Origin of the sequence: Kitasatospora sp. NPDC092286 (assembly GCF_044755565.1) — a bacterium.
GTDB lineage: Bacteria > Actinomycetota > Actinomycetes > Streptomycetales > Streptomycetaceae > Kitasatospora.
The window spans coordinates 100440-124596 of sequence record NZ_JBIVRD010000026.1 but is presented as its reverse complement, the minus strand read 5'-3'; the positions used below and the strand labels follow the sequence as shown (position 1 = coordinate 124596).

The 24157-nt window shown below is 73.4% G+C and carries 29 protein-coding genes; 16 read left to right on the top strand and 13 right to left on the bottom strand.

What is annotated here, in order from left to right:
* Positions 1-21: 21 nt before the first annotated feature.
* Entirely contained in the window at positions 22-582 is a 561-nt protein-coding gene (locus ACIQIB_RS25345; protein ID WP_400653542.1) for a helix-turn-helix domain-containing protein, read from the bottom strand.
* A 56-nt stretch (positions 583-638) separates the two neighbouring features.
* The gene (locus tag ACIQIB_RS25340; RefSeq protein ID WP_400760812.1) at positions 639-1412 is read right to left on the bottom strand and encodes an aminotransferase class IV family protein; all 774 of its coding nucleotides are present in this window, start codon (positions 1410-1412) and stop codon (positions 639-641) included.
* Positions 1413-1662: 250 nt separating this feature from the next.
* Here ACIQIB_RS25340 and ACIQIB_RS25335 point away from each other — a divergent pair, with 250 nt between their 5' ends.
* From ACIQIB_RS25335 to ACIQIB_RS25325, 3 genes are all read left to right on the top strand, one after another.
* Positions 1663-1908 carry an ATP-binding protein gene (locus tag ACIQIB_RS25335; protein ID WP_400760797.1) on the top strand — a complete coding sequence of 82 codons (246 nt, stop codon included), beginning with the start codon at positions 1663-1665 and terminating at the stop codon, positions 1906-1908.
* A 54-nt stretch (positions 1909-1962) separates the two neighbouring features.
* Complete coding sequence (locus tag ACIQIB_RS25330) at positions 1963-2229, top strand: hypothetical protein (RefSeq protein ID WP_400760795.1); 267 nt, start codon at positions 1963-1965, stop codon at positions 2227-2229.
* A 302-nt stretch (positions 2230-2531) separates the two neighbouring features.
* On the top strand, positions 2532-3191 hold the full coding sequence (locus tag ACIQIB_RS25325; RefSeq protein WP_400653538.1) for an HAD family hydrolase: 660 nt from the start codon (positions 2532-2534) through the stop codon (positions 3189-3191).
* Positions 3192-3672: 481 nt separating this feature from the next.
* Here the strand turns inward: ACIQIB_RS25325 and ACIQIB_RS25320 are convergent, their stop codons facing one another.
* Positions 3673-4146, bottom strand: coding sequence for an NUDIX domain-containing protein (locus ACIQIB_RS25320; protein ID WP_400653536.1), 474 nt, complete (start codon positions 4144-4146; stop codon positions 3673-3675).
* 316 nt (positions 4147-4462) lie between these two features.
* Between ACIQIB_RS25320 and ACIQIB_RS25315 the strand changes: the two genes are divergently transcribed.
* Together ACIQIB_RS25315 and ACIQIB_RS25310 are read left to right on the top strand one after the other, a co-directional pair.
* Positions 4463-4912 (top strand): hypothetical protein, encoded by a 450-nt coding sequence (locus ACIQIB_RS25315; protein WP_400760792.1) that lies wholly within the window; start codon positions 4463-4465, stop codon positions 4910-4912.
* 116 nt (positions 4913-5028) lie between these two features.
* The gene (locus ACIQIB_RS25310; RefSeq protein WP_363604171.1) at positions 5029-5397 is read left to right on the top strand and encodes a hypothetical protein; all 369 of its coding nucleotides are present in this window, start codon (positions 5029-5031) and stop codon (positions 5395-5397) included.
* 244 nt (positions 5398-5641) lie between these two features.
* Here ACIQIB_RS25310 and ACIQIB_RS25305 read toward each other — a convergent pair whose 3' ends face one another.
* The 3 genes from ACIQIB_RS25305 to ACIQIB_RS25295 all read right to left on the bottom strand — a co-directional run bounded on the left by ACIQIB_RS25305 (position 5642) and on the right by ACIQIB_RS25295 (position 9702).
* On the bottom strand, positions 5642-7267 hold the full coding sequence (locus ACIQIB_RS25305; protein WP_400760789.1) for a protein kinase: 1626 nt from the start codon (positions 7265-7267) through the stop codon (positions 5642-5644).
* Positions 7268-7666: 399 nt separating this feature from the next.
* Positions 7667-8878: a hypothetical protein gene (locus tag ACIQIB_RS25300; RefSeq protein ID WP_400760787.1), complete on the bottom strand. Its 1212-nt coding sequence runs from the start codon at positions 8876-8878 to the stop codon at positions 7667-7669.
* Positions 8875-9702, bottom strand: coding sequence for an RNA polymerase sigma factor (locus ACIQIB_RS25295; RefSeq protein ID WP_400760810.1), 828 nt, complete (start codon positions 9700-9702; stop codon positions 8875-8877). The genes ACIQIB_RS25300 and ACIQIB_RS25295 overlap by 4 nt, the downstream gene beginning before the upstream one ends.
* A 392-nt stretch (positions 9703-10094) precedes the next feature.
* Here ACIQIB_RS25295 and ACIQIB_RS25290 point away from each other — a divergent pair, with 392 nt between their 5' ends.
* The 3 genes from ACIQIB_RS25290 to ACIQIB_RS25280 all read left to right on the top strand — a co-directional run bounded on the left by ACIQIB_RS25290 (position 10095) and on the right by ACIQIB_RS25280 (position 12552).
* Positions 10095-10778: a DUF4304 domain-containing protein gene (locus tag ACIQIB_RS25290; RefSeq protein WP_400760784.1), complete on the top strand. Its 684-nt coding sequence runs from the start codon at positions 10095-10097 to the stop codon at positions 10776-10778.
* Positions 10779-10939: 161 nt separating this feature from the next.
* Positions 10940-11698, top strand: coding sequence for a VC0807 family protein (locus ACIQIB_RS25285; RefSeq protein ID WP_400760782.1), 759 nt, complete (start codon positions 10940-10942; stop codon positions 11696-11698).
* A 113-nt stretch (positions 11699-11811) separates the two neighbouring features.
* The gene (locus ACIQIB_RS25280) at positions 11812-12552 is read left to right on the top strand and encodes a tyrosine-protein phosphatase (protein ID WP_400760779.1); all 741 of its coding nucleotides are present in this window, start codon (positions 11812-11814) and stop codon (positions 12550-12552) included.
* Between the two features lie 21 nt (positions 12553-12573).
* Here ACIQIB_RS25280 and ACIQIB_RS25275 read toward each other — a convergent pair whose 3' ends face one another.
* Entirely contained in the window at positions 12574-13146 is a 573-nt protein-coding gene (locus tag ACIQIB_RS25275; protein WP_363604163.1) for a GNAT family N-acetyltransferase, read from the bottom strand.
* A 30-nt stretch (positions 13147-13176) separates the two neighbouring features.
* Between ACIQIB_RS25275 and ACIQIB_RS25270 the strand changes: the two genes are divergently transcribed.
* The 3 genes from ACIQIB_RS25270 (at position 13177) to ACIQIB_RS25260 (ending at position 15224) form a co-directional block, all read left to right on the top strand.
* The gene (locus tag ACIQIB_RS25270) at positions 13177-13623 is read left to right on the top strand and encodes a GNAT family N-acetyltransferase (protein ID WP_363604162.1); all 447 of its coding nucleotides are present in this window, start codon (positions 13177-13179) and stop codon (positions 13621-13623) included.
* A gap of 63 nt (positions 13624-13686) precedes the next feature.
* Positions 13687-14394: a class I SAM-dependent DNA methyltransferase gene (locus tag ACIQIB_RS25265; RefSeq protein WP_400760776.1), complete on the top strand. Its 708-nt coding sequence runs from the start codon at positions 13687-13689 to the stop codon at positions 14392-14394.
* A gap of 80 nt (positions 14395-14474) precedes the next feature.
* Positions 14475-15224: a Clp protease N-terminal domain-containing protein gene (locus ACIQIB_RS25260; protein ID WP_363604159.1), complete on the top strand. Its 750-nt coding sequence runs from the start codon at positions 14475-14477 to the stop codon at positions 15222-15224.
* Between the two features lie 78 nt (positions 15225-15302).
* Here ACIQIB_RS25260 and ACIQIB_RS25255 read toward each other — a convergent pair whose 3' ends face one another.
* The 5 genes from ACIQIB_RS25255 to ACIQIB_RS25235 form a co-directional block, all read right to left on the bottom strand.
* Entirely contained in the window at positions 15303-15779 is a 477-nt protein-coding gene (locus ACIQIB_RS25255; protein ID WP_400653523.1) for an NUDIX domain-containing protein, read from the bottom strand.
* Positions 15780-15877: 98 nt separating this feature from the next.
* Entirely contained in the window at positions 15878-16309 is a 432-nt protein-coding gene (locus tag ACIQIB_RS25250; RefSeq protein WP_400760775.1) for an SRPBCC domain-containing protein, read from the bottom strand.
* A 69-nt stretch (positions 16310-16378) separates the two neighbouring features.
* Complete coding sequence (locus ACIQIB_RS25245; protein WP_363604155.1) at positions 16379-17392, bottom strand: sigma-70 family RNA polymerase sigma factor; 1014 nt, start codon at positions 17390-17392, stop codon at positions 16379-16381.
* A gap of 147 nt (positions 17393-17539) precedes the next feature.
* On the bottom strand, positions 17540-17812 hold the full coding sequence (locus ACIQIB_RS25240) for a hypothetical protein (protein ID WP_363604154.1): 273 nt from the start codon (positions 17810-17812) through the stop codon (positions 17540-17542).
* Between the two features lie 127 nt (positions 17813-17939).
* The gene (locus ACIQIB_RS25235) at positions 17940-18206 is read right to left on the bottom strand and encodes a UBP-type zinc finger domain-containing protein (RefSeq protein ID WP_363604152.1); all 267 of its coding nucleotides are present in this window, start codon (positions 18204-18206) and stop codon (positions 17940-17942) included.
* A 248-nt stretch (positions 18207-18454) separates the two neighbouring features.
* Here ACIQIB_RS25235 and ACIQIB_RS25230 point away from each other — a divergent pair, with 248 nt between their 5' ends.
* Both ACIQIB_RS25230 and ACIQIB_RS25225 read left to right on the top strand, forming a co-directional pair.
* Positions 18455-19216: an SDR family oxidoreductase gene (locus tag ACIQIB_RS25230; protein WP_400760771.1), complete on the top strand. Its 762-nt coding sequence runs from the start codon at positions 18455-18457 to the stop codon at positions 19214-19216.
* An 83-nt stretch (positions 19217-19299) separates the two neighbouring features.
* Entirely contained in the window at positions 19300-21885 is a 2586-nt protein-coding gene (locus tag ACIQIB_RS25225) for a lysylphosphatidylglycerol synthase domain-containing protein (protein WP_400760768.1), read from the top strand.
* Between the two features lie 60 nt (positions 21886-21945).
* On the opposite strand, the gene ACIQIB_RS25220 is transcribed toward ACIQIB_RS25225, so the two are convergent.
* Positions 21946-22140: a hypothetical protein gene (locus ACIQIB_RS25220; protein ID WP_363604148.1), complete on the bottom strand. Its 195-nt coding sequence runs from the start codon at positions 22138-22140 to the stop codon at positions 21946-21948.
* Between the two features lie 198 nt (positions 22141-22338).
* On the opposite strand from ACIQIB_RS25220, the gene ACIQIB_RS25215 reads away from it, so the two are divergent.
* From ACIQIB_RS25215 to ACIQIB_RS25205, 3 genes are all read left to right on the top strand, one after another.
* The gene (locus ACIQIB_RS25215) at positions 22339-22806 is read left to right on the top strand and encodes a carboxymuconolactone decarboxylase family protein (protein ID WP_363604147.1); all 468 of its coding nucleotides are present in this window, start codon (positions 22339-22341) and stop codon (positions 22804-22806) included.
* Positions 22807-22930: 124 nt separating this feature from the next.
* Complete coding sequence (locus tag ACIQIB_RS25210) at positions 22931-23572, top strand: methyltransferase (protein ID WP_363604146.1); 642 nt, start codon at positions 22931-22933, stop codon at positions 23570-23572.
* The gene (locus ACIQIB_RS25205; protein ID WP_363604145.1) at positions 23569-24153 is read left to right on the top strand and encodes a TrmH family RNA methyltransferase; all 585 of its coding nucleotides are present in this window, start codon (positions 23569-23571) and stop codon (positions 24151-24153) included. Before ACIQIB_RS25210 ends, ACIQIB_RS25205 begins: the two co-directional genes overlap by 4 nt.
* Positions 24154-24157 lie beyond the last annotated feature (4 nt).

Genomic DNA, 24157 nt, shown 5'->3' with positions numbered 1-24157 from the left:
TGCCAGGCCATCACAGACTGCTTATGCGATCGCTCGATGCTGCGGAGGCGCTTGCCCGCGCCTTGCCGTCAAAGACACTGGCGCCTGATCTCCCGCCGCGATCCGAAAGGTCTCGAAAGCTAGGGCTGGTTGTTTCCCCTGCGCGCAGATCGCTCCAGGTCGTTTTCCAGCGGGTTGGGCTGGCTTTGGTCGGCTCGACCAGCCGGATGGCGGGGGCCTGGGGCCGGCGAGGTGCACCCCGGTTTCGACAAGGGCCATTCGCTTGCCGTCGCCGGGGTGCGTGATCTGGTGCTGCCGAGGCAGCGCGTGTTCGGCCTCCGCGCGCTGGTCGGAAAGGACGGCGTCCGAGGTGCCGGCCAACCGTACGAAGCGTTCGTGGACTTCGGGGCCGGACGCGGCCAGGGAGGTCTCCAGGGCCGCCTGGTTAACCAGCCGGGGCGTGATACCGGTGCCCCTCGCCTCCCACTTCGACACCATGCGATCACTGATGCCGAGGTGAGCCGCGAACGCCTCGATGCTCATCCGCTTCGCCTTCCGAAGCGCCTTGGCCTCGACGCCGGCCCATACCTCTACGGTCGCCAACGCGGCCCTCCACCCCACAGCCATTTGCGCCCAGCACTCCCCGTCGTCGGGGGGAACTAAAGTAGATCGACTGGGATTTCCGTGTACTCCTTACGGAGTTGTTCGATCACGGGGTGTGTTTCCGGGAAGGTGGCGCCGTCGACCGCGCTGATCGCCCGGACGCCGATGCCGATGTTGGTGGCGAAGACGGCATCGAAATCGGCGAGGTCGCCCAGCCGAACGGTCGCGGTCGACGACGGGTGAACCTGACGCAGCAGCTCCATCGTGGTGCCGACCAGGCACTCGGCGCCCGGCCAGATGACCTGATCTCCCTTGACGAAGCCGACGTTCCAGGTGCCGCCTTCGGAGATCACGGACTCGGCGTCCGTGAAGAGCGCGTCGTCGAAGCCCGCCCGTTGGGCGTTGCGGCGGCGGCGGAGCGAGCCGAACAAACCGACGCTCTTCACGGCCGGCATGTCGCGGGTGTACACCACGGACTGGACACGCATCGCGGGAAGCGGCAGCGCCCCGGCCGGACGAGTCGTCACCAGGAGCTGGGGGTGGGCGTCGCTCCCGACGTGACCGAGGTCGAGAGCAGGATCGAAGACCGTCACCCTGACCACACAGGCCCCCGAGGGCGGCGCGGCACGTCGGACAAATTCCCGGACACGGTCGAGGTCGAGGTCCACGTCGAAGACGGCGCGACAGTCACGGGCCAGACGCGCCAGGTGGAGGGAGAGGCCGCGTACGTGACCGTCTTCCACACGGATCGAGGTGAAGTGCCCGTAGTTCGTCAGGGCAAGGGCCTGGAGATGGTCCAGGCTGATCGGGCTACCGTTCAGTTCCGCCATGGCGCCAAGCATGGCATCGGCCCTGGAGAGCGGCGCCCGGTTCCGGCTGGTGGGGCACCTGAGTTCGGTGAAAGTCCAGTGCCGGGGCAGTGTCAGGACGTACCGGAGCAGTCACCATCAGCGCCAGCCTAGTCACAGAAAGTTGGCTTCCCGGCCGGACAGTTCAAGGTCTGCATCCCTCGAACGGGGTGGGCGCGACCCGCGCGGCGAGCCTTCACCCCAAGCAGCTCCCGACCTGGGAGGACCCCCTGTGTCACAAACACGCTCCGGTTTCAGCCAGTTGGCGCTGGCCGACACTCTGAACGCCGTCGCATGGGCCCGGCGGCACGCCGTTGACGTGCTCCGCCGTTGGCGAGTCCCGCCCGACACCATCCAGACAGCCCGACTCATCGTGTCCGAGCTGATGACCAACGCCATACGGCACACGCACACCGACGAGGAGGTCTCGCCGTACTCGCCGCTGTCACCGGTGCGAAAGGTCACCCTGACCCTCTGACTCGAACGCGGACGCCTGTACATCCTCGATCACGACAGCGACGGTCGCCCGCCCGTGTTCAGGGTGGTGGGGGAGGACGCGGAGAGCGGCCGCGGGGTCTTCCTGGTCGAGGCGCTGAGCGAGCGGTGGGGCTACTACCCTCCCGGGCACGCCGGCAAGGTCGTCTGGTCCGAACTGCTGGCTGTCGCGCGAGACCCCAGGTTCAAGGGCGACGACACCGGGAGTGGTTACCGCGCCAACGGCGAGGCTGCGGCCGGGCGATCCTACGAGGACACGCCGTTGGTGGTGGCACGCGCACTGGTGGCACTCCGTGAACTCTGACCTGAGGAACGCCCACGCCCAGTGGGCCTACAGGTGAGTGGTCGGCGCCGAGACCCCCCGCAGCGACGGCCACTCCGAGCGCCCCGCGTCCCCATCGTGAACTCGAACCCCCGCGATTCGTGTGAGGCAGCGGGGGCGCTCACCCCCCTCCGACCAGCACGTTCGAAGATGGCGAAGTCTCAATGACCGTACGGTCGGCAGCATGAAGGAGCAACGTGCGACACAGAGCGCAGCGGGAAGGGGCGCTCGACCCGCCCCTAGCCCCGAGAGCTGCCCGTCGCGCATTGGCTAACCTGCGGAGCATGATTCGTGCGGTGGTATTCGACGTGGGCGAATGTCTTGTTGACGAGACCCGGGAGTACGGGACGTGGGCGGACTGGCTGGGGGTGTCACGGCACACCTTCGCGGCGATGTTCGGGGCGGTCATCGCGCAGGAGCGCGACTACCGTGAGACGTTCCAGGAGTTCCGGCCCGGGTTCGACCTGACTGAGGAGCGAGAGAAGCGCGCGGCTGCTGGCAAGCCGGAGTGGTTCGGCGAGGATGACCTCTACTCGGACGTTCGGCCCACCCTTGCTGCCCTGCGTGAAGCAGGGCTGTGGGTTGGCATCGCCGGGAACCAGACCGTGCGGGCCGGCGGCCTGCTGCGAGGGCTGGACCTTCCTTCCGACATGATCGCCACCAGCGACGATTGGGGGGCGTCAAAGCCGGACGTGAGGTTCTTCGAGCGTGTCATCGAGGCGACGCCTGCTGAGCCTGGCGAGATTCTGTACGTCGGTGACCGGCTCGACAACGACATCCGGCCTGCTGTGCAGGCGGGCCTCCTGACTGCTCTCATCCGGCGCGGCCCCTGGGGCACGATCCAGCAGCGCGATCCGGACGCGGATGCGATCACGACGATGCGCATCGATTCGCTGACGGAACTGCCGGAAAAGATCATCAAGTTCAACGCTGAAGTGCGCTGACCGTCGTGCCCCAGTCCTAGAGGCGATCATCGAGGTTCCGGATGCACTGCTCGTTCTGCCAGGGAGCGAGCGTGCGCCGGACCTCGCGGATGCGATCCATACCTGTGGCGTACCAGGTGATGGCCAACTGGTCGAGGTGACCTTCCCCCGCCGAGCGGGAGGTGGCGATTACCTGGTCGGGACGGGTTCGGGTGGTTGGACAGCCACTGGTTCGGCCGTCGCCTGGTCGGCGTAGTGCCTCGCCTCGTACTCGTCGGGGCTGAGCCAGCCGAGACACTTCTGGATGCGGCTGGTGGGGCACCGAAGTTCGGTGGAAGTTCGGTGCCGGGGCAGTGTCAGGACGTACCGGAGCAGTCACCATCAGCGCCGGCCCCGGGGATCTCGACCAGGCCTTCGCCCTCGGGCGGGGTGAAGACGCCGGCGCGCAAGGACGCGTCAACCCTGGAGGCCGCCGCCCACCGGGTTCTCTCACGTTGTGGTCCTACTGGTAAGCCACTCCGTGCTCCAGGTAGACGGTCTCGGAACGTGTCCTGGCTCCGCAGGCGGCGTGAACTCGGCGGGCCAGACGAGGGATGAGGACGGAGTCGATCTGGTCGCCGGCGTGGAAAGCGTGCTCGCTGATCTCGACCTGGTCGACCGTGATGCGGTCAAGTTCGTCAACCGGGAGAACGCCTCCATCGAACACGAGGAGGAGCTTGTCGCCCTCGGCGGGATGGGGCGCCCAGTCGACGACGAGGAGCCGGCCGATCGGCGGGGTGATGCCGAGTTCTTCCTCGACCTCCCGGGCCGCGCCTTCGCTCGGGGTCTCGCCCGCGCGCAGGTAGCCGCCCGGAATCTCCCAGCCGGGCTTGTAGGTCGGTTTGACGAGGAGCACGCGGCCGTCCTCGTCGAAGAACAGCACACCGGCGGCGGTACGCGGCCGGGCTACGACCTCATGAGGCGGGGAGTCACTCATGGTGACGACTCTAGTCACCCGGCCTCCGTCACCCGACGATCCGAAGCCGCTGTGCGACACCGGCCGGCAAAGAGCTTGGCCTTCACCGCAGTTGCCGAACCCAGGTGGTCACCGGGTGACGCGCGGCCGGACCCGGGGCCGACCGCGTCGAGGAGCCGCTCCACGCCCGGCGATCCGGGTGGCGTGGGCCCGTTACGCAGACGATGGTCGGCCGTGACGCGACCGGTCGGGGACCGCGACACGGCCCTCCTAGCGTCGCTGTCAACGCACCGGCCGCACCGGCCGGGCCGCGTCAGCGACAGAGGAGAGACACCGCATGAACAAGAACCGCACCCACCGCTCGTCCGCCCGCCGTGTTCTGACGGTCTGTGCCCTGACCGGGGCCGCGCTGCTGACCGCCGTCACCGGCGGGAACGCCTGGGCCGACGGGGTCAAGACCCCCGCCCCGGCCGCCCCGAGCATCGCCGGGTCCCCCACCCCGGGCGCTGCGGTCCCGAGCGTGGGCTCCGGCACCACGCCGGCCCGTACCGGGCAGCCCGCGCCGGCCACCCCGGTGGTGGGCGGGACCCCCACCGCCACGCCCGCCGCCGGTGGCACCGGGCCCCAGGTCCGGGAGGTGCCCGCGGGCGCCGCCCAGGCCGGTGACGGATCGGGCTCGGCCTCCACCTCCGGCCCGCTGCTGGTCGGCGGCGGCACCGTCGCCGCCCTCGGCGCCGGTGCGCTGGGCTTCGCCCTGCTGCGCCGCCGTTCCGGTGCGCGCGGCTGACACCGGCGATCCGAGGGATCTTTAGGCCGAAAAGCCGCTACCCGAAACCGGTCGTCACCCCATAGGAATGGCTTCCCGGCCTGCCTGGCCGTCCGCGATCGAAGGAGCCACCACCCATGACTCGCCTTCGCACCACGCTCATGGCCGCCGCCGGCGCCGCGGCGATGTTCGCCCTGGCCGCCGCGCCTGCCCACGCCGCCCCCGGTGACGTCACCACCTCCTGCGCGAGCGTTGTCACCCCGGCCGGCTTCGTCGACGTCGGCTGGGGCTACAGCAGCAACTGCGGCACGCAGAGCTTCAGCCCGAACATCAAGCAGATCAAGCAGCTCACCGGGCTGCCCGTCGGCACCGTGGTCCAGGCGTGCGCCTCCACCTACCAGCCTGCGGGCTGGGTCCAGACCGGTTCGTACTACAGCAGCAGCTGCGTCTACTCGTCCAACCCCAGCCTCAACAACAACGCGTGGCAGTTGAAGCGCGTCTCCTGATCCGGTGTCTCCGGGTGGCAGAGGTCTGGCCACCGCACGGGATTACGGTCCAGCCCCGGCCCGGAACAGCTCCAGGAGTGGGGAGTCGGACCCACCGACTTCCCACTCCACAACGGGCACCCGGGGCCGGACCGGAAGCAATCGCGTCCCCAAGGGGCCCGACCGTACGGCTCGGGTCCCAGGAGTCGTTGCAACACCCCGGTTCAGGGGACGCGCAGGACGGGCCAGGCCTCGGGTCCCCGCGTCAGTCGAACTGGTCGTACTGATCGAACTGGTCGTTGCCGCCCGAGGCGTGCAGGGTGGCGAGCAGGACGCCGAGGCGGGAGTTCCAGTTCAGGTACGTCGGGCCGTCGATGGCGTGCTTCTTGGCCAGGTCCCGGACGATCTTCTGCGCGTTCTTCAGCTCCTTGGCCGCGTCGTCCGGCTTGCTCTCGATGAGGCGGGCGCTCGCGTCGTCGAGGGTCCGGAGGAGCTCGACCTGGCGGTCGCGGTCCTTGGTCACCTGGGTCTGGGCGACGGACTGGCGCAGGGCGTTGATCTGGACGGCCGAGGACTGGCTGTTGGCCGGCATCGTCGCGCTCGGCGTCGGCGTCGGCGTCGGTGTCCGGGGCGGGAGCGTCGTGGGGGTGGTGGGCGGCGGGGTCGTCACGGTGGGCGTGGGCGTGGGTGTGGGCGTGGGAGGCGGAGTGGTGACGGACGTCGCGACCGGGTGCGCCACCTTGTTGCCGGTGGTGTCGTTCGCGGGCCCGTCGAAGGCGGTGAGAGCGAGGACGGAGGCCCCGGCGACACCGGCCAGGCCGAGGGCGCCCAGCAGCAGGGGCTTGCGGCGGCTCTCCCGCACGGGCGGCCCGGCCGGGACGGGCGCGCCCGGCGCGACGGCCGGGGGCTGCGCCGGAACGGCCGCCATCACCGAGGTGGCGGCCTGCTGGGGTGGCAGGAAGGTGGTGTGCTGCTGCTCGGAGAAGCCGGCGGGTACCGGCGGCAGCACCTGGGTGTGCTGAGCGGCGGCAGCGGCGGCCAGCAGTTCTCCGGTCGGGTCGCCGACGGCCAACCCGGGTATGGTCGCCAGCAGTTCGGCCCGCGCCAGCGCGGCGTGCGCCGGCCGGTCGGCCGGGTTCTTGGCGAGCAGCCGCAGCACCGCGCCGTCCACCGCCGACGGCAGCCCGGGGCGCAGCGCGGACGGCGGCAGCGGCTGCTCGCTGACGTGCTTGAAGGCGATCGCCACCGGTGTCTCCGCCATGAACGGCGGTGCGCCGGTGAGCATTTCGGTCAGCACGCAGCCCACCGCGTACAGGTCGGTGCGGCCGTCCAGCTGGGAGGCCGTGGCCTGCTCGGGCGAGAGGTACGCCGCCGTGCCGAGCACGGTGGCCGTCTGGGTGAGGTTGCTGGAGGACCCGGCGCGGGCGATGCCGAAGTCCACGACCTTCACGCCGCCGTCGTGCGTGATCATGATGTTGCCGGGTTTGATGTCCCGGTGCACCAGCCCGGCGCCGTGCGCGACCGTCAGCGCCTCGCAGACCGCCGCCGCGATCCCGACCGCCCGCTCGACCGGCATCCCGCCCGGCTGCTGCGCCAGCAGCGCGGCGAGCGAGTAGCCGTGGACCAGTTCCATGACGATGTACGGCGAGCCCTGGTCCACGCCCGAGTCGAAGACCATGACGATCCTCGGGTGCACCAGCATCGCCGCGTGCTGCGCCTCGCGGCTGAAGCGCTCGGCGAAGCGCGGGTCGTCGGCGAGGCCCCCGTTGAGGACCTTGACGGCCACCTGACGGCCCAGCACGTGATCCACCCCGCGCCAGACGGTGGCCATGCCGCCGACGCCGAGTATCTCGACGAGTTCGTAACGCCCGTTCAGCGCCCGTCCGATCACTGGAACCGCTCCCCTCACGTGCCCTGCCCAAGGTCCTGGAGCGCCTCGTGCACCTGTGCACGATAGCCGCCCCGCCGAAACGGACCGCCGGGCGGTGAGGCGGCCGAGGGACCGGGCAGCGATCCCCCGGCCGCCGGCACGGGGTGGTGCGGGTGCGGCCCGCCCGGCTGTGAGCGGGCCGCACCGGCAGGGTCCGGTCCGGGCCGGCGGCGCGTCCGGGGTGCGCCTGCCGATCCGGTCCGGGGCCGACCGGGTGGGCGGCGGGCCCGGGGGGCCGGCCGGCCACCCGGGATCCGCGGGTGGAGAGGGTGGTGCGGGCACTGCGGTGGTGCGGTGGTGCGGTCCGGGTGGGCGGCGAGCCCGGGGGGATTCGCTCGCCGCCCACCCGGAGTTTCGGGGTTACCTCCGGGGTGAGGGATCGTCGGATCGGGGGTGGGGGTCGGAGAGGGGCGGCATCGCCGGCAGCGGGGTTTCCCGGCCCTTGCTTCCGTTGCCTGAGCCGTTGCCAGAGCCGTCGTTGCCTGAGCCGTTGCCGGAACCGCCGTTGCCAGAGCCGCCGTTGCCGGAGCCGTTGCCGGAACCGCCGCTACCGGAGCCGCCGTTCCGGCCGTTGGCCGCGTCGTCCTTCCCGTTCCCCTGTCCACTGCCCTTGTCAATGTCGTTACCGTGGCCGTCACCGCGGCCGTTGCGGTCGTCCTCGCCGCCCCGGCCGTTGCCGTTGCCGTTGCCGTTGCTGTTGCCGTTGCCGCGCGGCGGTGAGCCGGCGCCCTGGTGGCCGTCGCCGCGCTCGCGCCCGAGCGCCGCCCCGCAGTAGTCCTCCACCCGGTCCGGGCCGCCGGCCGCCTCGACCAGCGCGCCGAACTGCGGGTCGGCGACCAGTTGGCGCGGGCGCTCGCCCTTGCCCACCCGCTCGGCGAACCCCCGACAGAGGTCAGTCAGCGCGGCCTGGGCCGACAGTCCCCGGGTCTCCGCCGAGGCGGAGGGGGACGGCGAGCCAGCCGACGGCTGCGCCTCGGACGACGGTCCCACGGCCTTCGCCCCACCGCCGGACGACCCGGCGGTGGGCGGCCACGACGCCCCGTCCCCCGGACCGGGCTCGGCGGCGGTGACGGCGGACGCACCGGCGTCGCCCGGTGCGAGCAGCGCGCGGTCCGGCTGGCGGGAGCCACCCCCCAGGGGGGACGGCAGGTTGCCGGTGCCGGCCGCGACCGCGACACCGCCGAGCACGGTGGCGCCGAGCACGACGGCAGCGGCCTTCGTACTGAAGGCCCTGGCCAGCGCGGCGGTCGCCATCGATCGTCTCCGGACGGGTGCGGGTACAGCGGGTACAGCGGCGGATCCGGCGGATCCGGCGGATCCGGCGGATCCGGCGGGTACGGGCGCGAGACGGGCCTCCCGGAACGCGGCCAGAGCCGCCTCCTCACCGGCCAGTTCGTCCGCCGTCGCCGGGGCGGCGGCAGCGGCGAGCACCTGGGCAACCCCCGTACGCCCGGTACCGCCGTCCTGTCCGGTGAGCGAGGCGCCCTGCCCGGCCGACGGGCCGCCCACGGCACCGCCGAGCAGGTGCTCAGCAGCATCACGGTCGATCCGACGGGATCGGTTGGTGCTCATCTCATGTCCTTCAGCGTCGCGGCCCGGTGTTCTGTCACACCCTGCGGAGGAATTTTTTTCGCGGCCTGCGCGGCCTGCCCCGCCCCGCCCGACCGCCCGGCACCCGGCTGGACGACCCGGGGCCCCGACGGCGCGGCGGGGATCCCCACCCCCGCCGCGAACGACTGCTCCAGCAGCTTGGCGAGCCGTCGCAGCCCCCGGTGCGCGGCCATCCGTACGCTGCCGGCCCGCTTGCCCAGCACCCGGGCGGCGCTCTCCGCGTCCAGTTCCATCACCACCCGCAGCAGCACCGCCTCGGCCTGGTCCGGTGGCAGCCGGGAGATCAGCGCCAGCGCGTCCGCGGTGCCGACGGCCGCGAGCGCCGCGCCCGCGGTGTCGTCCCCGGCGGCCAGCTCGGCCAGGTGGTCGAACGGCAGGTCCGCGACCGGACGGCGGCGCCGGGCGCGCAGATGGTCCAGCGCGCGGTTGCGGGCGACGGTGGCGGCCCAGCCGCGGAAGCCGTCCCCGTCACCGGAGAAGGTCCGCAGGTCGCGGGCGATCTGCAGCCAGGCCTCGGAGGCGATGTCCTCGGCGTCCTGGGCGTCCTCCGGGCGGCCCCCGACGAGCACCCGCAGGTAGCGCAGCAGGCCCGGCTGGACGGTCCGGAACAGCAGCCGGAACGCCTCCTCGTCCCCCTCCTGCGCGGCCCGGACGGCCGCCGACAGGTCGACGACCGCGGCCGGGGAGGCCCCGGGAGGCGGGCCCGATGGAGGTACTGGGCCGGACGGGCCGACCGGGCTGCCGGTGCCCGCTCCGGGGCGTTCTGCACTCTGCACCCGCCACATCATGCGCCATCCGGGCGGGCGGGCCGACCTGTCGGGGCGGCTCACCGGACCGGCGTATCGTCCGGCATCCGGAATGTCCCGTACCGGTATTCGGAACGCAGGAGCGGCCGGACCAAGGACCGGCGGGCGCCGGGCAGAAGGTCCCGTCAGCTACTGCCGTTCGCCCGCAGACCCGACTTCCGCCCCCCGCCTACGTTGTCAGTAGGCGAAGCAGTGCACCGGCCCCACCGGCCGAGCCTGATCGGCCGCCCGCCGTCACCCCCCGCCCAGCACGAGGCGCGGCGCCCGTCCGGACGCCGCTCTCCGCACCTCGGACCCGACGGCCCCTGCCCCGACACGACCTCCGGCATGCCCCCGCACGCCGCGTCACGACCCGACCAGGAACGACCGCGATGACGACCGCCCACGAGCTCCACGCACGGGGCCTGCGCGAGCACCTCGCTCCCGCCCTGCGCGGCCTGGGCTTCACCGGGTGGCGCCGGACGTTCAGCCTCCCCGACGAGACCCACTGGGCGCTGCTCGGCGTGGTCGAGAGCCACACCGCCGACCGGGTGCGCTACACCTTCGACCTCGGCGTGATCCGCAAGGCGGACTGGACCGCCGCCTTCCCCGGCCCGCGCCCCGACCCCCGCGCCGTCTACGGCATCGAGACCTGGCGCGCCCGGATCGGCGAGGTGCTGCCGGTCGGCGAGGACGTCTGGTGGGAGGTGCTGCCCGGCCCGCGCTGGCAGGTCGCGCTGGACGACTCGGTCGCCGCCGTCCGCCGCTACGGCCTGCCCGAACTGCTGCGCCGGATCGAGCGGGACCGCGGCGGCGCCGGCGAGACCTATCTGTCCCCCGCCGAGCTGGAGCAGGTCAACGGCGTGCTGCTGGCCGCCTCGGTGGCCCGGATCCAGCGCGCCGAACTGTCCGGCCGGGTGCTCGTCCTCACCGGCGCCTGGACCAGGGCGGACGCGGTCGCCCTGGCCGTCCTGCGGGGCGTCGCGGACGGGTTCCTCTCGGCGCGGGACGAACGGTTCCGCGCGGTGCGCTGCCTGGACACCCTCGGCCGGGAGCTGTGGACCTTCCCGGAGTGAATCCCCAGGTCGGAGACGTTGTCATGACGCACACCGTGACAACTGTCATGCGGATCCCGCAACGGACGACACTGCCCTGACGGAGGGTCGGCTCGGAAGACTGGAGGCACGACGCGGGCACCGGCCCGCAGGCCGAGCACCAGTCCGGGGAGGACCCCACCGTGAGCCAGACCCTCAGCGCCCCCGCTCTCACCAGCACCGCCGTCGCCGCTCCGACCACGACGACGACCACCACCACCACCGCCACCACCACCGCCACCGCGCCGAACCCGGTGGCCGCCGCCCTCCGCCCGCTCGCCCTCGACGTGGCCGCCCCGTTGGCCGGCTACTACCTGCTGCACTCGGCCTTCGGGATGAGCGAGTTCGCCGCCCTCGCCTGGAGCGGCGTGATCCCGGCCGCCCGCACCGTCTTCGGGCTGCTCCGCGAGCGACGGCTCAACCTGTGGGCCTCGATGATGCTGGGCGTCAACCTCGCCGGCCTGGCGCTCACCACCGTCACCGGCGACGCCCGGCTGATGATCGCCAAGGACGGCGCGCTCAGCGGCACCCTCGCGCTGGCCGTCCTGGTCTCCGCGCTGATCGGCCGGCCGCTGATGTCCCCGATGCTGATGCCCTTCGTGACCAGGGGCGACCGCGGCCGCGCCGACGCCTGGGAGCGGCTGGCGGGTGGCCGGGCGGCCCGCTCGCGCTCGTTCCGCCGCTACGAGCGGCTGTTCTCCGGGATCTGGGGCACCGCCCTGCTGACCGAGTGCGCGGCCCGGGTGGTCGGCGCCTTCACCCTGCCGGTCTCGACCATGGCCTGGCTCTCCACCGTGTTCCTGATCGGCGCGATCGCGGCCGGTTCGGTGCTCGGCCAGTCCGCCGCCGAACCGCTGGCGAAGCTGGTGCAGGCCGAGGCCGCGGAGCCGACCACCCGCTGAACCTGCCCGCCCGACCACCCGCACCGCCCGCCGCGCACGGAACCATCCGGGCGCCCCCGGAGTCCTCTTATAACGAGGGGGTAACGGACCCCCGGTCTGAAACGGGGAGCCTGATGAGCCGGACGCACGCGCTGACCACCGCCACCGAGGACCGCACCCTGGTCTGGGACGGTTGCCTCAACGTCCGCGACCTCGGCGGCCTCCCCACCACCTCCGGCGCCCGCACCGCCCGCCGCGCCGTCGTCCGGGCCGACAACCTCGACCGCCTCACCGCCGAGGGCTGGGACACCCTCCTCGACCACGGCGTCCGCACCGTCGTCGACCTGCGCAACGTCGAGGAGTACAAGCCGCTCCTCCCGCTCCCCGCGGGCGTCGAGCTGGTCCGCGTCCCGCTGGACGACCTCGCCGGCCCCGCCTGGTGGAAGACGTACGGGCACCTGGACGGCACCCCGCTCGCGCTGCGCCCCTACCTGGACCACTGCCCGCGCGCCGCCGCCGAACTGATCACCACCATCGCCGGCGCCCGGCCCGGCGGCCTGGTCGTCCACTGCGGCGCCGGCCGCGACCGCACCGGCCTGGCCGCCCTGCTGCTGCTCGCCCTCGCGGGCGTCGAGCCGTCCGAGATCGTCGCCGACTACCTGCTCAGCGCGCCGAACGTCCGCCCGCTGTACGGGATGCTCGGCCTGCCGGACCAGTACCGCCGGATCGACGCCGTGCTCGCCGAGGCCGGTACCACCGCCGAGGCCGCCCTGTACGCGGCCCTCGAAGGCTTCGAACCGGCCGGCTACCTGCTCGCCGCCGGCGTCGACCCGTCCGATCTCACCGCCGTCCGCACCCGCCTGCTCGACTCGTAGCGCCCTACTCGTCGTAGCGCCCTACCAGAGCCGGTCGATCTCCCCCGGGTGGAGGGCGATCCGGCTGCCGGGGAAGTCCGCGCGGTGCCGGACGGCGTGCCCGCTGAAGAACCCCGCCATCGTCACCTTGTCGAAGCCGGCGCCGTCGCTGGGGAACGGCTCCTCGGGCGTGCCGCCGACCAGCACCGTGCCCGGCAGCGGCTCCCAGCCGGCGCTCTCGTAGAACCCCTGGAGCCCGCGGTCGCAGGTGAACAGCGCGAGGTCCGCGCCGCTCTCCCGGACGGCGGCGCGGGCCGCCGACACCAGATGCCGCCCGTGGCCCCGGCCGCGCCGCGCCCGGTCGGTGACCACCCCGCTCAGCCCGCTCGCGGCGTACGTCCGTCCGGCGTGGGCCAGTTGCTTGGAGAGCACGTCGAGCGCGGCCACCACCCGGTCGCCGTCCAGCAGCAGCATCGACAGCGGCCGCAGCGCCGGGTCGTGCACCGGGACGGTCGACGGCGCCGGCGGTCCGGGCCAGGCCTGGTCCTGCAACTCGGCGACCTGGAGCTTGAGTTCGCCGGGCACCTCGGCCTCCGGCAGTGCGAGTACGCGCATGCTCCCCCCTCGTCTGCCAGACTCCCGGACGTGATCTTCCGGACCGCCACCCGTCAGGACCTGCCCGCCATCATCGCGCTGCTCGGCGACGAGGAGCGGGTGATCGACCCGGCCACCGTGCAGGTCGACGAAGCCTACGCCCGTGCGTTCGCCGCCGTGGAGGCGGACGCCCGCAACGAGATGCTCGTCCTCGACGAGGGCGACGGCACCGTGCTCGGCTACCTCCAGCTCACCCGCATCCCCGGCCTCGGCCGGCACGGCCAGGAGCGCGCGCTGATCGAGGCCGTCCGGGTGCGGGCCGACCGCCGGGGCGCCGGGCTCGGGCGCGAGCTGCTGACCAGGGCCGTCGCGCGGGCCCGCGAGCACGGCTGCACCCTCGTCCAGCTCACCAGCGACAAGCGCCGCACCGAGGCCCACCGGTTCTACGCCTCGCTCGGCTTCGCGCGCAGCCACGACGGCTTCAAACTGACGCTCTGAGGCCCGGATTCGCCGGATTTAATCGCTCGCCCGCCGCCCGGGGCGGCGGCGATACTGCACCGCATGGCGGACTTCTCCGACTTCGACACTCGCGACTACCCGATGGTGGACGTCCGCACCGGCTACGCGCGGTGGGTGGAAACGTACGAACGGACGGTCGAGGACGCGATGGACCTCGCGGTGCTCGACCGGCTCACCGCGCCCGCCTGGGCGGAGGTCGGCCGCGCCGCCGACCTCGGCTGCGGCACCGGCCGGACGGGCGCCTGGCTGCGCGGGAAGGCCGCGGCGGGCCTGGTCCTGGACGGCGTGGACCTGACGCCCGAAATGCTGGCGGTCGCCCGGGAGAAGGCCGCGCACGACAGCCTCGCCGAGGCGGACGTGGCCGACACCGGCCTGCCGGGCGGCGGGTACGACCTGGTGATCTCCTCACTGATCGACGAACACCTGGCCGACCTCGGCCCGTTCTACCGCGAGGCGTGGCGGCTGGCCCGCCCGGGCGGCCGGTGCGTACTGGTCGGCCTGCACCCGTACTTCATCATGGCGGCCGGCATGCCCACCCACTTCACCAGCACCGCCGGGGAGTCCATCGCCATCACCACCCATGTCCACCTGGTCAGCGACCACCTCACCGCCGGGCTGGCGGCCGGCTGGACGCTGGTGGAGATGGCCGAGGCGGTCGTGGACGACGCGTGGATCGCCCTGAAGCCCAAGTGGGAGAAGTACCGCAGCCACCCGGTCTCGGCGGCGTACGTCTGGGAGAAGAGGGCCTGAGACGGGGGCGGCCGAACTCAACTCGCCATAGCGTCAACCAATGGTTGACGATCCGGGATCGACAACCTACGGTTGACGCTATGGAGAATCCCGTTGTTCCCAAGACCACTCCGCTGCGCCTCGACGACCTGATCGACGCGATCAAGAAGGTCCACAGCGACGCGCTCGACCAGCTCTCCGACGCGGTCATCGCCGCGGACCACCTCGGCGACCTCGCCGACCACCTCATCGGCCACTTCGTCGACCAGGCCCGCCGCTCCGGCGCCTCCTGGACCGACATCGGCCACAGCATGGGCGTCAGCAAGCAGGCCGCCCAGAAGCGCTTCGTCCCCAAGGACCCGGGCGCCCCCGCCGACCTCGACCCCAACCAGGGCTTCAGCCGGTTCACCGACCGGGCGCGGAACGTCGTGATGGCCTCGCAGGAGGAGGCCAGGGCGGCCGGCAACGCCGAGATCGGCGCCGAGCACCTGCTGCTCGGCCTGCTCGCCGAGCCGAAGGGCCTGGCCGTGAAGGCGCTCGCCGCCCAGGGCGTCACCCCGGAGGCCGTCCGGACCGCGGCGACCGCCGCGCTGCCGGCCGCCGCCGGGGAGGTGCCCCCGCTGATCCCGTACAACGGGCAGGGCAAGAAGGCGCTGGAGCTGACCTTCCGGGAGGCCCTGAAGCTCGGGCACAACTACGTCGGCACCGAGCACATCCTGCTGGCGCTGCTGGAGCTGGAGAACGGCGCGGGCGTGCTGGCCGACCTGAACGTCGACAAGCACGAGGCCGAGACCTTCACGGCGGAGGCCATCGCGGCCTTCGTCGCGGCACAGGCCACCGGACAGCAGTGACCGGCGGATCCGGCCCCGGCGGCGGCGTCCGCCCGGGGCCGGAAGCCGCGGGCCGGACACCGCGCCGGAAGCCGCGGGTCAGAAGCCGGACACCTGCGTGGTGACGATCCGCACCCGCCCGTCGGCGGCCGCCTCGATCGCCGCCCGCAGGCGCAACGACCGCGCGGGACCGAGGAGTTCGATCGCCTCCTGGTCCGTGACCCAGCGGTGGTCGTCGAGTTCACCGGCCGGGACGGTCACGGGGGTGCCGTCCGGGACGGTGCCGAAGTCGAACAGGAAGTGCTGGGCCGGGTGGTCGAGTTCGGCCGACGCGTGGGTCCAGGAGATGGCCAGCAGGTCGCCGGCCTCCCCGACGAGGCCGGTCTCCTCGGTCAGTTCCCGCGCGGCGCACTCGGCCGGCCCCTCCCCCAGGTCGATCGTCCCGCCCGGGAACTGCCAGTGCTCCCGGTAGCCGGCCTTCACGATCAGGATCCGCCCGGACTCGTCCCGCAGCACGCACCCCGCGGCGGCGTAGATCCGCGGCAGGGACGCCAGCCACTCTTCACGGGACTTCAAGGGCTCAGCCGACACAGCGGGCCTCCTACGGCGCGGGGGAATTCCGCGCCCCACTCTGCCACCCCCGCCCGCCAGGACGGGCGGGGGTGGACAGGCCCCTAGGCGGACAGGTGCTCGACCAGCCGGTCGAAGCTGGAGTTGAGGCCGGCCTCCGCCTCCGGGCCGCAGTACATCTGCGGCACGGCGGTCTGGTGCAGCACCACCTCGGTACGGCCCTCGCCGAGGTCCCGGAAGGTCAGGGTGGAGCGCATCCCGGTGCTCCCCTCGGCGATGGCGATCAGCTCGCCCGCCCGGATATCGGTGATCTCGCTCGTCATCGGGTACCGCTCCCCGGTCGCGTCCATGACCATGGTGCTGTCGTAGCGCCCGCCGACCCTCGGCTCGATGGTCACGGTGTCCAGCGGGACGTGCGTACCGACCGGCCCCCAGAAGCGGACGAACTGCTCGGGCTCGGTGTACGCGCGGAAGACGGCGTCCGGGGTGCCGGGCAGCTCGCGGGTGATGGTCAGTTCGCCGAGGTTCTCGGTCATGGTGTGCTCCTGGTGTTCATGGTGCGGTGGGTCGCTTTCACAGGGGTGGACCGGGGGCGCGCACGAAACTCATCGCCCCTCGGGAAAGTTTTTTCGAGAAGTTTCCCCGGAGCCGGTGAGCCGGGGCGGGAGCCCGAAGAGCGGGAAGAGCGTGTCGGTGTCGAGGAAGTTGGTGAGACCGGTGATCCGCCCCTCCGACACCTCCGGCACGATCAGCGACCACGGCTCGTGACCGCCCGCCGGGCCCGGCCGGTACTGCCCGAACGCCGGGCCGCCGTTGGCCGTCACCGGGACGAGCCGCGAGCCCCGGCAGCCGTGGCCCGGACCGAGCATCCACGCCCGGAGCTCGGCGCGGCCCCGCAGCCACAGCGCGTACGGCGGCATGTTGAGCGTGACGTCCTCGTGCAGCAGCGCGGCCAGCCCGTCCATGTCGTACCGCTCGAAGGCGGTGACGTAGCGGGCGAGCAGCGCGCGGTGGTCGTCGTCCAGGTCCGGGGCCGGGCGGGCCGCGGCGCCGTCCGCGGCGAGCACCGCGCGGGCCCGCTGCAACGCGCTGTTGACGGAGGCCACGGTGACGCCGAGCAGTTCGGCGACCTCGGCGGCCCGCCAGCCCAGCACCTCACGCAGGATCAGCACCGCCCGCTGCCGGGGCGCGAGCCGCTGCAGCACGGCGACGAACGCCAGCCGCACCGAATCCCGCTGGGCGGCCACCTCGGCCGGGTCCCCCGTCTCGGGCAGGATCCGGCCGTCCGGCGCGGGCCCGATCCAGGTCACCTCGGGCAGCTGGGCGTCGGTCGCGGTGGCGACGGTGGAGGGACCGGCCAGGTCCATCGGGCGGGCGCGGTTCCGGCGGCCGTTCAGCGCGTCCAGGCAGACGTTGGTGGCGATCCGGTACAGCCAGGAGCGCAGCGCGGCCCGGCCCTCGAAGCCCTGGTGGCCGCGCCAGGCGCGGACCATCGTCTCCTGCACCGCGTCCTCGGCCTCGAAGAGCGAACCGAGCATCCGGTAGCAGTAGCCGGTCAGCTCCGTCCGGAACCGCTCCAGCCGGAGCTCGACCGGCTCCTCCGTCATCAGGTCGGTCATCGCACGCCCCCCAGGTCCGCCGCACCACCGGTGATCGGCCCGAACGTACCGCGGCACACTGACAATCACCCCGGGGAACACCGCTGAGCGCGCGTCAGGGGCGGGAACCCGCGGACGGCCCCCGCCCCTGACGCAGGACGTCCTCGCTCAGTGCGCGGAGTGCTTCTCGGCCCCGCGGTGGCGGTGGCCCTTGAGTTCGGCGTGCATCGCGGGGGCGGCGTGCGGGGCCGCCGCGCCGGCCTCGCGTCCGCCGTGCCGGAAGGCACCGCCACCGCCGTCCGCGCCGGTGTCGAGGCGCGGGGCGCTGGTGCGCAGCTGCGGTACGAGCGGCTTGGGGGTCATCGCCATCCCCCGGCGTTCCAGCAGTTCCTGGGTGCCCCGGCGCAGTTTGCCGCTGCTGCTCGGGGTGTGCCTGGTCATCGTCGGCCTCCCGTCGGCGGTCGCCCGCCACCCGGGTGGTGGCCGGGGCGACCACACGGGCGTTATGTCCGCATTTCGATCGGGTTACACCTGAACGGAGCAAGGGCCGCCGCCCGGGCGGGGCCGCTCAGCCCATCAGCTCGTGGACGAAGCACCAGCGCCAGTCCTCCCCCGGCTCGTAGGAGCGGATCACCGGGTGGGAGGTGTCGTGGAAGTGCGCGGTGGCGTGCCGCTGCGGCGAGAAGTCGCAGCAGCCGATGTGGCCGCAGTCCAGACAGAGCCGGAGGTGCACCCAGTCCCGCCGGCCCTGGGCGAGGCACTCGGCACAACCGTCCACGGGCGGGATCGGCGCGATGTCCAGGGGGGCCGCGGTGAGGTCTTCGCAGGCGCTCATGAACGCAGGGTAGTGACGGCGGGCCCGGCCCGCGCTCCAAGACACGCCCCGGGCCGCTCGCTCGGCGGCGGCCGGGGCGCCGGAGGCCGTCCGGCCCGGCGCGGCCGGGTGGTACCGGCCTTCCCAGGATCCGCCGGCCCAGGACCGGCCTTCCCCGGAACGACACGGCCTGGGCGGGCCGTCCGGGCGCGAGCAGAGTGATCCCCGTCAGCCCCGCCGGAACGATCCGCAGACCCCTGGAGCACCCGATGAACCACCCCGCACTCGCCACCCGTACCGCCGTCGTCACCGGCGCCGCCAGCGGGATGGGCGCGGCCACCGCCCGGCTGCTCGCCGCGAACGGCGCCCGGGTCGCGCTGCTGGCCCGCCGCACCGAGCGGCTGGACGCGCTCGCCGCCGAGATCACCGCCGCCGGCGGGCAGGCGCTCGCCGTCACCGCCGATGTCACCGACCAGGCCTCGGTGGACGCCGCCGCCAAGGCCGTCCACGACGCGTACGGGCCGGTCGACCTGGTGGTCAACAACGCCGGGGTGATGCTGCCCAACCCACTCACCGACGGCCGGATCGACGAGTGGACCCGCATGATCGACACCAACCTGACCGGCGCGCTGCGGATCGTCCGCGCCTTCACCGCCGACCTCGTCGCGGCCGCCGCCGAGGGCCGCACCGCCGACCTGGTCAACGTCTCCTCGATCGCCTCGCACGTCTCCTTCCCCGACTACGCCGTCTACGGGGCCACCAAGGCCGCCGTCACCCAGCTGTCCGCCGCCCTGCGCACCGAGCTGAGCCCGCGCGACGTCCGGGTCAGCGCCGTCGAACCCGGGCTGACCGACACCGAGCTGGCCGGGCACATCGACAACCCGGTCCTGCGCGAGCAGCTCGGCGGGCTGTTCGCGATGGTTCCGGCGCTGACCGCCGACGACATCGCCGACCTGATCGTCTACACCGTCAGCCGCCCCCGGCACGTCAACCTGCGCCACCTGGTCGCCCTGCCGACCCGCCAGGCCTGACGGCCGGACGGGGACGACGGGCGGGGAACCCGGCCACCGGGTTCCCCGGCGGCTCCGAACGCGGCCGTGGGAGCATGCCACCCGTGGCGATCGTGACGGGGAGAACAGACAGCGACACCGGTGGTATCCGTACCGCCGGAACCGCCGGGGCGGCCGACCCCGGGGGCCCGCCCGCCCCCGGCATACCCGGTGGCGGCCGGGGCCCCGGGGAAGTGGCGCCCGGCACCGGCCGGATCCGGCAGCCGGCGGCCCTGATCCGGCTGCTGGTCGGCCTCGGCGCGATCGTGCTGACCCTGCTGCTCGCCGACTACGCCCGGGCCACCACCGGCGGTATCGCCGCCGACGTCGCCCAGGCGGCCCGGCTGGTGCCCCGGCCGCTGGCCAGACTCGCCGGCGGGCTGTCCACCGCCGCCGTCCTGCTGGTCCCGGCCTCCTCCGCGATCCGCCGACTGCTCGGCCCGGACCGGCGCCGCGCCCTCCAGCAGGTCGCCGACGGGCTGCTGGCCGCCGTCCTCGCGTTCGGCCTCACCCTCGCCCTGGACCTGTGGGCCGACGGCCTCGCCCCCGTCTCACTGCTCGCCGCGCTCACCCAGGACCTGCCCGGCGGCGTCCTCGGCCACACCGACCCGGTGTACGGCTACCTCGCCCCCGTGCTCGCCTTCATGGCCGCCTCCGGCGCCCGCGAACGGCGGCTGCCGTGGACCGTCCTCGCCGTCTCCGGCCTCGCCGGGCTGGCCGGCGGGTACGCCACCCCGACCGCCCTGCTGCTCGGCCTGCTGATCGGCTGGACGGTCGCCCACGGCACCCTCTACGCCGTCGGCACCCCCGACCCCCGGCCCCGGCCCTCGCAGATCCTGCACAGCCTGCGCGGAGCGGGCCTGCGCCCGGTCACCGCCCGCCCGGACGGCCCCGACCGCTACCTGGTCCGCCAGGAGGCCGGCCGCCCCGACCTCGACGTCCAGGTGCTCGACCGGCAGGCCGTCACCGCCGCCCTCGTCCGGCGCACCTGGCGCCGCCTGCGGCTGCGCACCGCCCCGCACCCCCGGGCCCTGCGCTCGCTGCGCACCGGGCTGGAGCACGAGGCCCTGATTTCGTACGCGGCCCTCGCGGCCGGCGTCCGCACCCGCCGGATCGCCGCCACCGTCGGGCTCGGCCGGGACACCGCCCTGGTCGCCTACGAGCACCTGGCCGGCCGTACCCTGGACCGGCTCGCCGACGACGAGCTCACCGACGAACTGCTCACCGACGCCTGGACCCAGCTCGCGCTGCTCCAGCGGCGGGAGATCTCGCACCGGTCGCTGGTCCCCTCCTCGGTCCTGGTCGACGAGGCGGGCGCGGTGCACCTGGTGGACCTCGCGGACGGCGACATCGCGGCGAGCGAACTGGTGCTCCACTGCGACCTCGTCCAGCTGCTCACCACCTTCGCACTGCGGACCGGCGCCGAGCGGGCCGTACGCACCGCCGTGGCGGTGCTCGGTCCGGACGCCGTCGGCGCGGCGCTGCCCCTGCTGCAGCCGATCGCCCTGGCCCGTACCACCCGGGACGCCCTCAAGCGGGCCTCCGCCGCCGCCCGGGCCGGTCGCAACGCCGCCACCGCCACCGCCACCGCCGGGAACGCCGTCGGGCCGGGCGACGCCGCCACCCCCGCCCCGCAGCCCGTCGAACTGCTGGACGAGATCCGGGCCGAGGTGCTGCGCACCCAGCCGCAGGCGCCGGTACGGCCGGTCAGGCTGGAGCGGCTGCGGCCCCGCACCCTGCTGGCGGTGGTCGGCGGGGTGGTGGCCGGGTGGCTGCTGCTGCCCCAGCTGTTCGCGAGCGAGCAGAACCCGATCTCCGCCGTGGCCGACGCCGACCCGGCCTGGCTCGCGCTGGCCCTGGCGGCCGCGGTGGCGAGCCACTTCACGGCCGCACTGGGGTTCATCGGCTTCGTGCCGGAGCGGCTGGTCTTCCGCAACGCCGTGTTCGCCCAGGTCGCCGGGGCCTTTGTGAAGCTGGTCTCGCCGGGCGGGGTCGGCGGGGTCGCGCTCAACACGCGCTTCCTCCAGCGGGCCGGCATCCCGACCGCGCAGGCGCTCTCCAGCGTCGGCGTGGGACAGCTCTTCGGACTGGTGCTGCACCTGCTCCAACTGGGCGCCTTCGTCTATCTGATGGACCTGGAACCGGGCGGCTCCGAACTGGACGCGCTGCGGATCGTGGTGGGCGGGCTCGCCGCGGCGGCCGTCCTGCTGGCCGCGGTCTCGGCCGTACCGCCGACCCGCCGCTGGCTGGCCACCCGGCTGCGGCCGCTGACCTCCGAGGTGCTGCCCCGGCTGCTGGAGCTGCTGCGCAGCCCCGGGCGGCTGGCGGTCGGCGTCGCCGGCCAGCTGCTGGTGTCGATCTGCCTGGTCGCCTGCCTCTACTGCTGCACCCGGGCGGTCGGGCGGGAGCCGGCCTTCGCCTCGGTCGCGGTGGTGTTCCTGGTCGGCAACGCGGTCGGCAACGCGGCGCCGACCCCGGGCGGGGCCGGCGCCGTGGACGGTGTGCTGGTCGGAATGCTGGAGCAGACCGCCGCGATGGAGGAGGGCGGCGCGCTGGCCGCCGTCGCGCTCTTCCGGCTGCTGACCCTCGTGCTGCCGGTGCTGCCGGGCTGGGCGGCGTTCGCCTGGCTCCAGCGGCGCGGGGCGCTCTGACCCCGGGGACACTCCGGCCTCAGGGACACTCCGGCCCCGGGGCGCTCACACCGCCGGCCGCTACGACCGGTACTCGTCCTCGTCCAGCTCGACGATCCGGCTCTGCTCGGCGGCGTCCGCGACCTCGGTCGCCGGATCGGCGCCCAGGGCGCGGCGCTCGACCAGCTCGTCGTACTCGTCGCCCTCGGCGGCCTCGTCCTCCGGCTCCACGGCCTCGGCGACCTCGTCCAGGTAGTCCTCGTGATTCTGCGGCATGGTGTCCGTCCTCACTGCTCGGAGGCTCCCACGGGCCCGTTGGAGGTACTGGAAGTATCCGCCGTCGGTGGCACGGACGCGATGTGCGGCCCGGCGCTCGGCGTGTTGTCCGAGCCCTCCCGCGCCCCGGAATTGACCCATGGATCCCGTCGGGAAATGCACCATGGACGGGGTGCACCGGCCTCCTAGGGTCGAAGCATGACGACGAACGAGACCACCACCGCCACCGCCCGCCTCGACTACGCCCGGACCGCCCCCAAGGCCTTCCGCGCGATGATCGCCCTGGACGCCGCCGCCCGCGAGGGCCTGGACCCGGCCCTGGTCGAGCTGGTGCAGATCCGCTCCTCCCAGCTGAACGGCTGCGCCTACTGCCTGGACATGCACGTCAAGGACGCCCGCAGGGCCGGCGAGAACGACGAGCGGATCTACCTGCTGCCGGTCTGGCACGAGGCCCCGGCCGGCGTGTACAGCGAGCGCGAGCGGGCCGCCCTGGCGCTCGCCGAGGAGATCACCCGGATCAGCGGCGGCGTCTCCGACGAGGTGTACGGGCGGGCCGCCGCGCACTTCGAGGAGAAGGAGCTCGCCCAGCTGATCTCGCTCTGCTTCACCATCAACGCCTGGAACCGGATCAACGTGGCCACCCGCAAGACCCCGGGTACCCGGTAGCACCCCCACCCAGCTGCGCGGATGCCGGGCCGCAGGCCACCGGGGGTACGATCAGTGCCGTACCAGCAGGGCTTACCCACACCCACCCGGTGGCCCCGAGGCCCTTACGAACGACGGGGAAATCATGTCCGGCTCGCACTACTTCACCGGTGCACCCGAGGTCGCCAGCGAGCGCCGGCCGATCACGGTCACCCTGCCGGACCTCACCCTGGAACTGACCACCGACACCGGGGTGTTCTCCCGCTCCCGGCTGGACCCGGGCACCCGGATCCTGCTGGAGCACGCCCCGCAGCCCCGGGTGCGCGGCCCGATCCTGGACGTCGGCTGCGGCTACGGCCCGATCGCGCTGACCTGGGCGAGCCGGCGCAAGCGGCTGCCGGTCTGGGCGGTGGACGTCAACACCCGTGCGCTGGAGCTGGTCAGGCTCAACGCGGACGCCCTGAAGCTGGGCAATGTGCAGGCCGCGCTGCCGGAGGACGTCCCCGAGGACCTGCGGTTCGCGGCGATCTACTCCAACCCGCCGATCCGGATCGGCAAGGCGGCGCTGCGCCGGCTGCTGCACCAGTGGCTCGGCCGGCTGACCCCGGACGGCTCGGCGTTCCTGGTCGTCCAGCGCAACCTGGGCTCGGACTCGCTGATGCAGTGGCTGAACGACCAGGGATACCCGACCACCCGCGTCACGTCGGTCAACGGGTTCCGGATTCTTGAAGCGCGGCCCCGCCCGGAGGGCGCGGGCCCCGAGAGTGGACGAGGTACGACGTCGTGAAGCAGCTCCGCGGGACCGACCTGAAGCGACTGCACCGCCAGTGGCGGCGCAGCAGCGGGTTCAGGCTGGCGATGATCCTGGAGAACCTGCAGTCGCCGTTCAACGTCGGCTCGATCGTCCGGACCGCCGCCGCGATGGGCGCCGAGAAGCTGTATCTGACGGGCGACACCCCGTCGGTGCGCTCCTCGGGCGCGCAGAAGGCCGCGATGGGCACCGACAAGTACCTCAAGGTCGAGCACTTCCCCACCGTCGCCGAGGCGGTGGCCGCGGCCAGGGCGGACGGCTTCAAGGTCGTCGGCCTGGAGCTGGCGGACGAGGCGGTGCCGCTGTTCGCCGCCGAGCTGACCCCGGCGGTCGCCTTCGTGCTGGGCCACGAGGACCGCGGCATCACCCCGGACGCGCTGGCGCTCTGCGACTCGGTGGTGTTCGTCCCGCAGCTGGGCCGGGTCGGCTCGCTGAACGTCTCGGCGGCCGCGACGGTCGCCTGCTACGAGGCGCGCCGCCAGGGCTACGCGATCACCGGCACCCCGGACGGCAGCGACCCCGACGGCGGCGACCTGGGCGGCCTCGACGAGGACTGACCCG

Coding starts and splice junctions, on each gene's coding strand:
- ACIQIB_RS25315 (WP_400760792.1), top strand. CDS start 4,463: ATGAACAAGAACCGCACCCACCGCTCGTCCGCCCGCCGTGTTCTGACG.
- ACIQIB_RS25290 (WP_400760784.1), top strand. CDS start 10,095: ATGACGACCGCCCACGAGCTCCACGCACGGGGCCTGCGCGAGCACCTC.
- ACIQIB_RS25210 (WP_363604146.1), top strand. CDS start 22,931: ATGTCCGGCTCGCACTACTTCACCGGTGCACCCGAGGTCGCCAGCGAG.
- ACIQIB_RS25240 (WP_363604154.1), bottom strand. CDS start 17,812: ATGACCAGGCACACCCCGAGCAGCAGCGGCAAACTGCGCCGGGGCACC.
- ACIQIB_RS25325 (WP_400653538.1), top strand. CDS start 2,532: ATGATTCGTGCGGTGGTATTCGACGTGGGCGAATGTCTTGTTGACGAG.
- ACIQIB_RS25300 (WP_400760787.1), bottom strand. CDS start 8,878: ATGAGCACCAACCGATCCCGTCGGATCGACCGTGATGCTGCTGAGCAC.
- ACIQIB_RS25215 (WP_363604147.1), top strand. CDS start 22,339: ATGACGACGAACGAGACCACCACCGCCACCGCCCGCCTCGACTACGCC.
- ACIQIB_RS25320 (WP_400653536.1), bottom strand. CDS start 4,146: ATGAGTGACTCCCCGCCTCATGAGGTCGTAGCCCGGCCGCGTACCGCC.
- ACIQIB_RS25230 (WP_400760771.1), top strand. CDS start 18,455: ATGAACCACCCCGCACTCGCCACCCGTACCGCCGTCGTCACCGGCGCC.
- ACIQIB_RS25280 (WP_400760779.1), top strand. CDS start 11,812: ATGAGCCGGACGCACGCGCTGACCACCGCCACCGAGGACCGCACCCTG.
- ACIQIB_RS25340 (WP_400760812.1), bottom strand. CDS start 1,412: ATGGCGGAACTGAACGGTAGCCCGATCAGCCTGGACCATCTCCAGGCC.
- ACIQIB_RS25250 (WP_400760775.1), bottom strand. CDS start 16,309: ATGACCGAGAACCTCGGCGAACTGACCATCACCCGCGAGCTGCCCGGC.
- ACIQIB_RS25295 (WP_400760810.1), bottom strand. CDS start 9,702: ATGTGGCGGGTGCAGAGTGCAGAACGCCCCGGAGCGGGCACCGGCAGC.
- ACIQIB_RS25260 (WP_363604159.1), top strand. CDS start 14,475: ATGGAGAATCCCGTTGTTCCCAAGACCACTCCGCTGCGCCTCGACGAC.
- ACIQIB_RS25310 (WP_363604171.1), top strand. CDS start 5,029: ATGACTCGCCTTCGCACCACGCTCATGGCCGCCGCCGGCGCCGCGGCG.
- ACIQIB_RS25220 (WP_363604148.1), bottom strand. CDS start 22,140: ATGCCGCAGAATCACGAGGACTACCTGGACGAGGTCGCCGAGGCCGTG.
- ACIQIB_RS25265 (WP_400760776.1), top strand. CDS start 13,687: ATGGCGGACTTCTCCGACTTCGACACTCGCGACTACCCGATGGTGGAC.
- ACIQIB_RS25275 (WP_363604163.1), bottom strand. CDS start 13,146: ATGCGCGTACTCGCACTGCCGGAGGCCGAGGTGCCCGGCGAACTCAAG.
- ACIQIB_RS25235 (WP_363604152.1), bottom strand. CDS start 18,206: ATGAGCGCCTGCGAAGACCTCACCGCGGCCCCCCTGGACATCGCGCCG.
- ACIQIB_RS25245 (WP_363604155.1), bottom strand. CDS start 17,392: ATGACCGACCTGATGACGGAGGAGCCGGTCGAGCTCCGGCTGGAGCGG.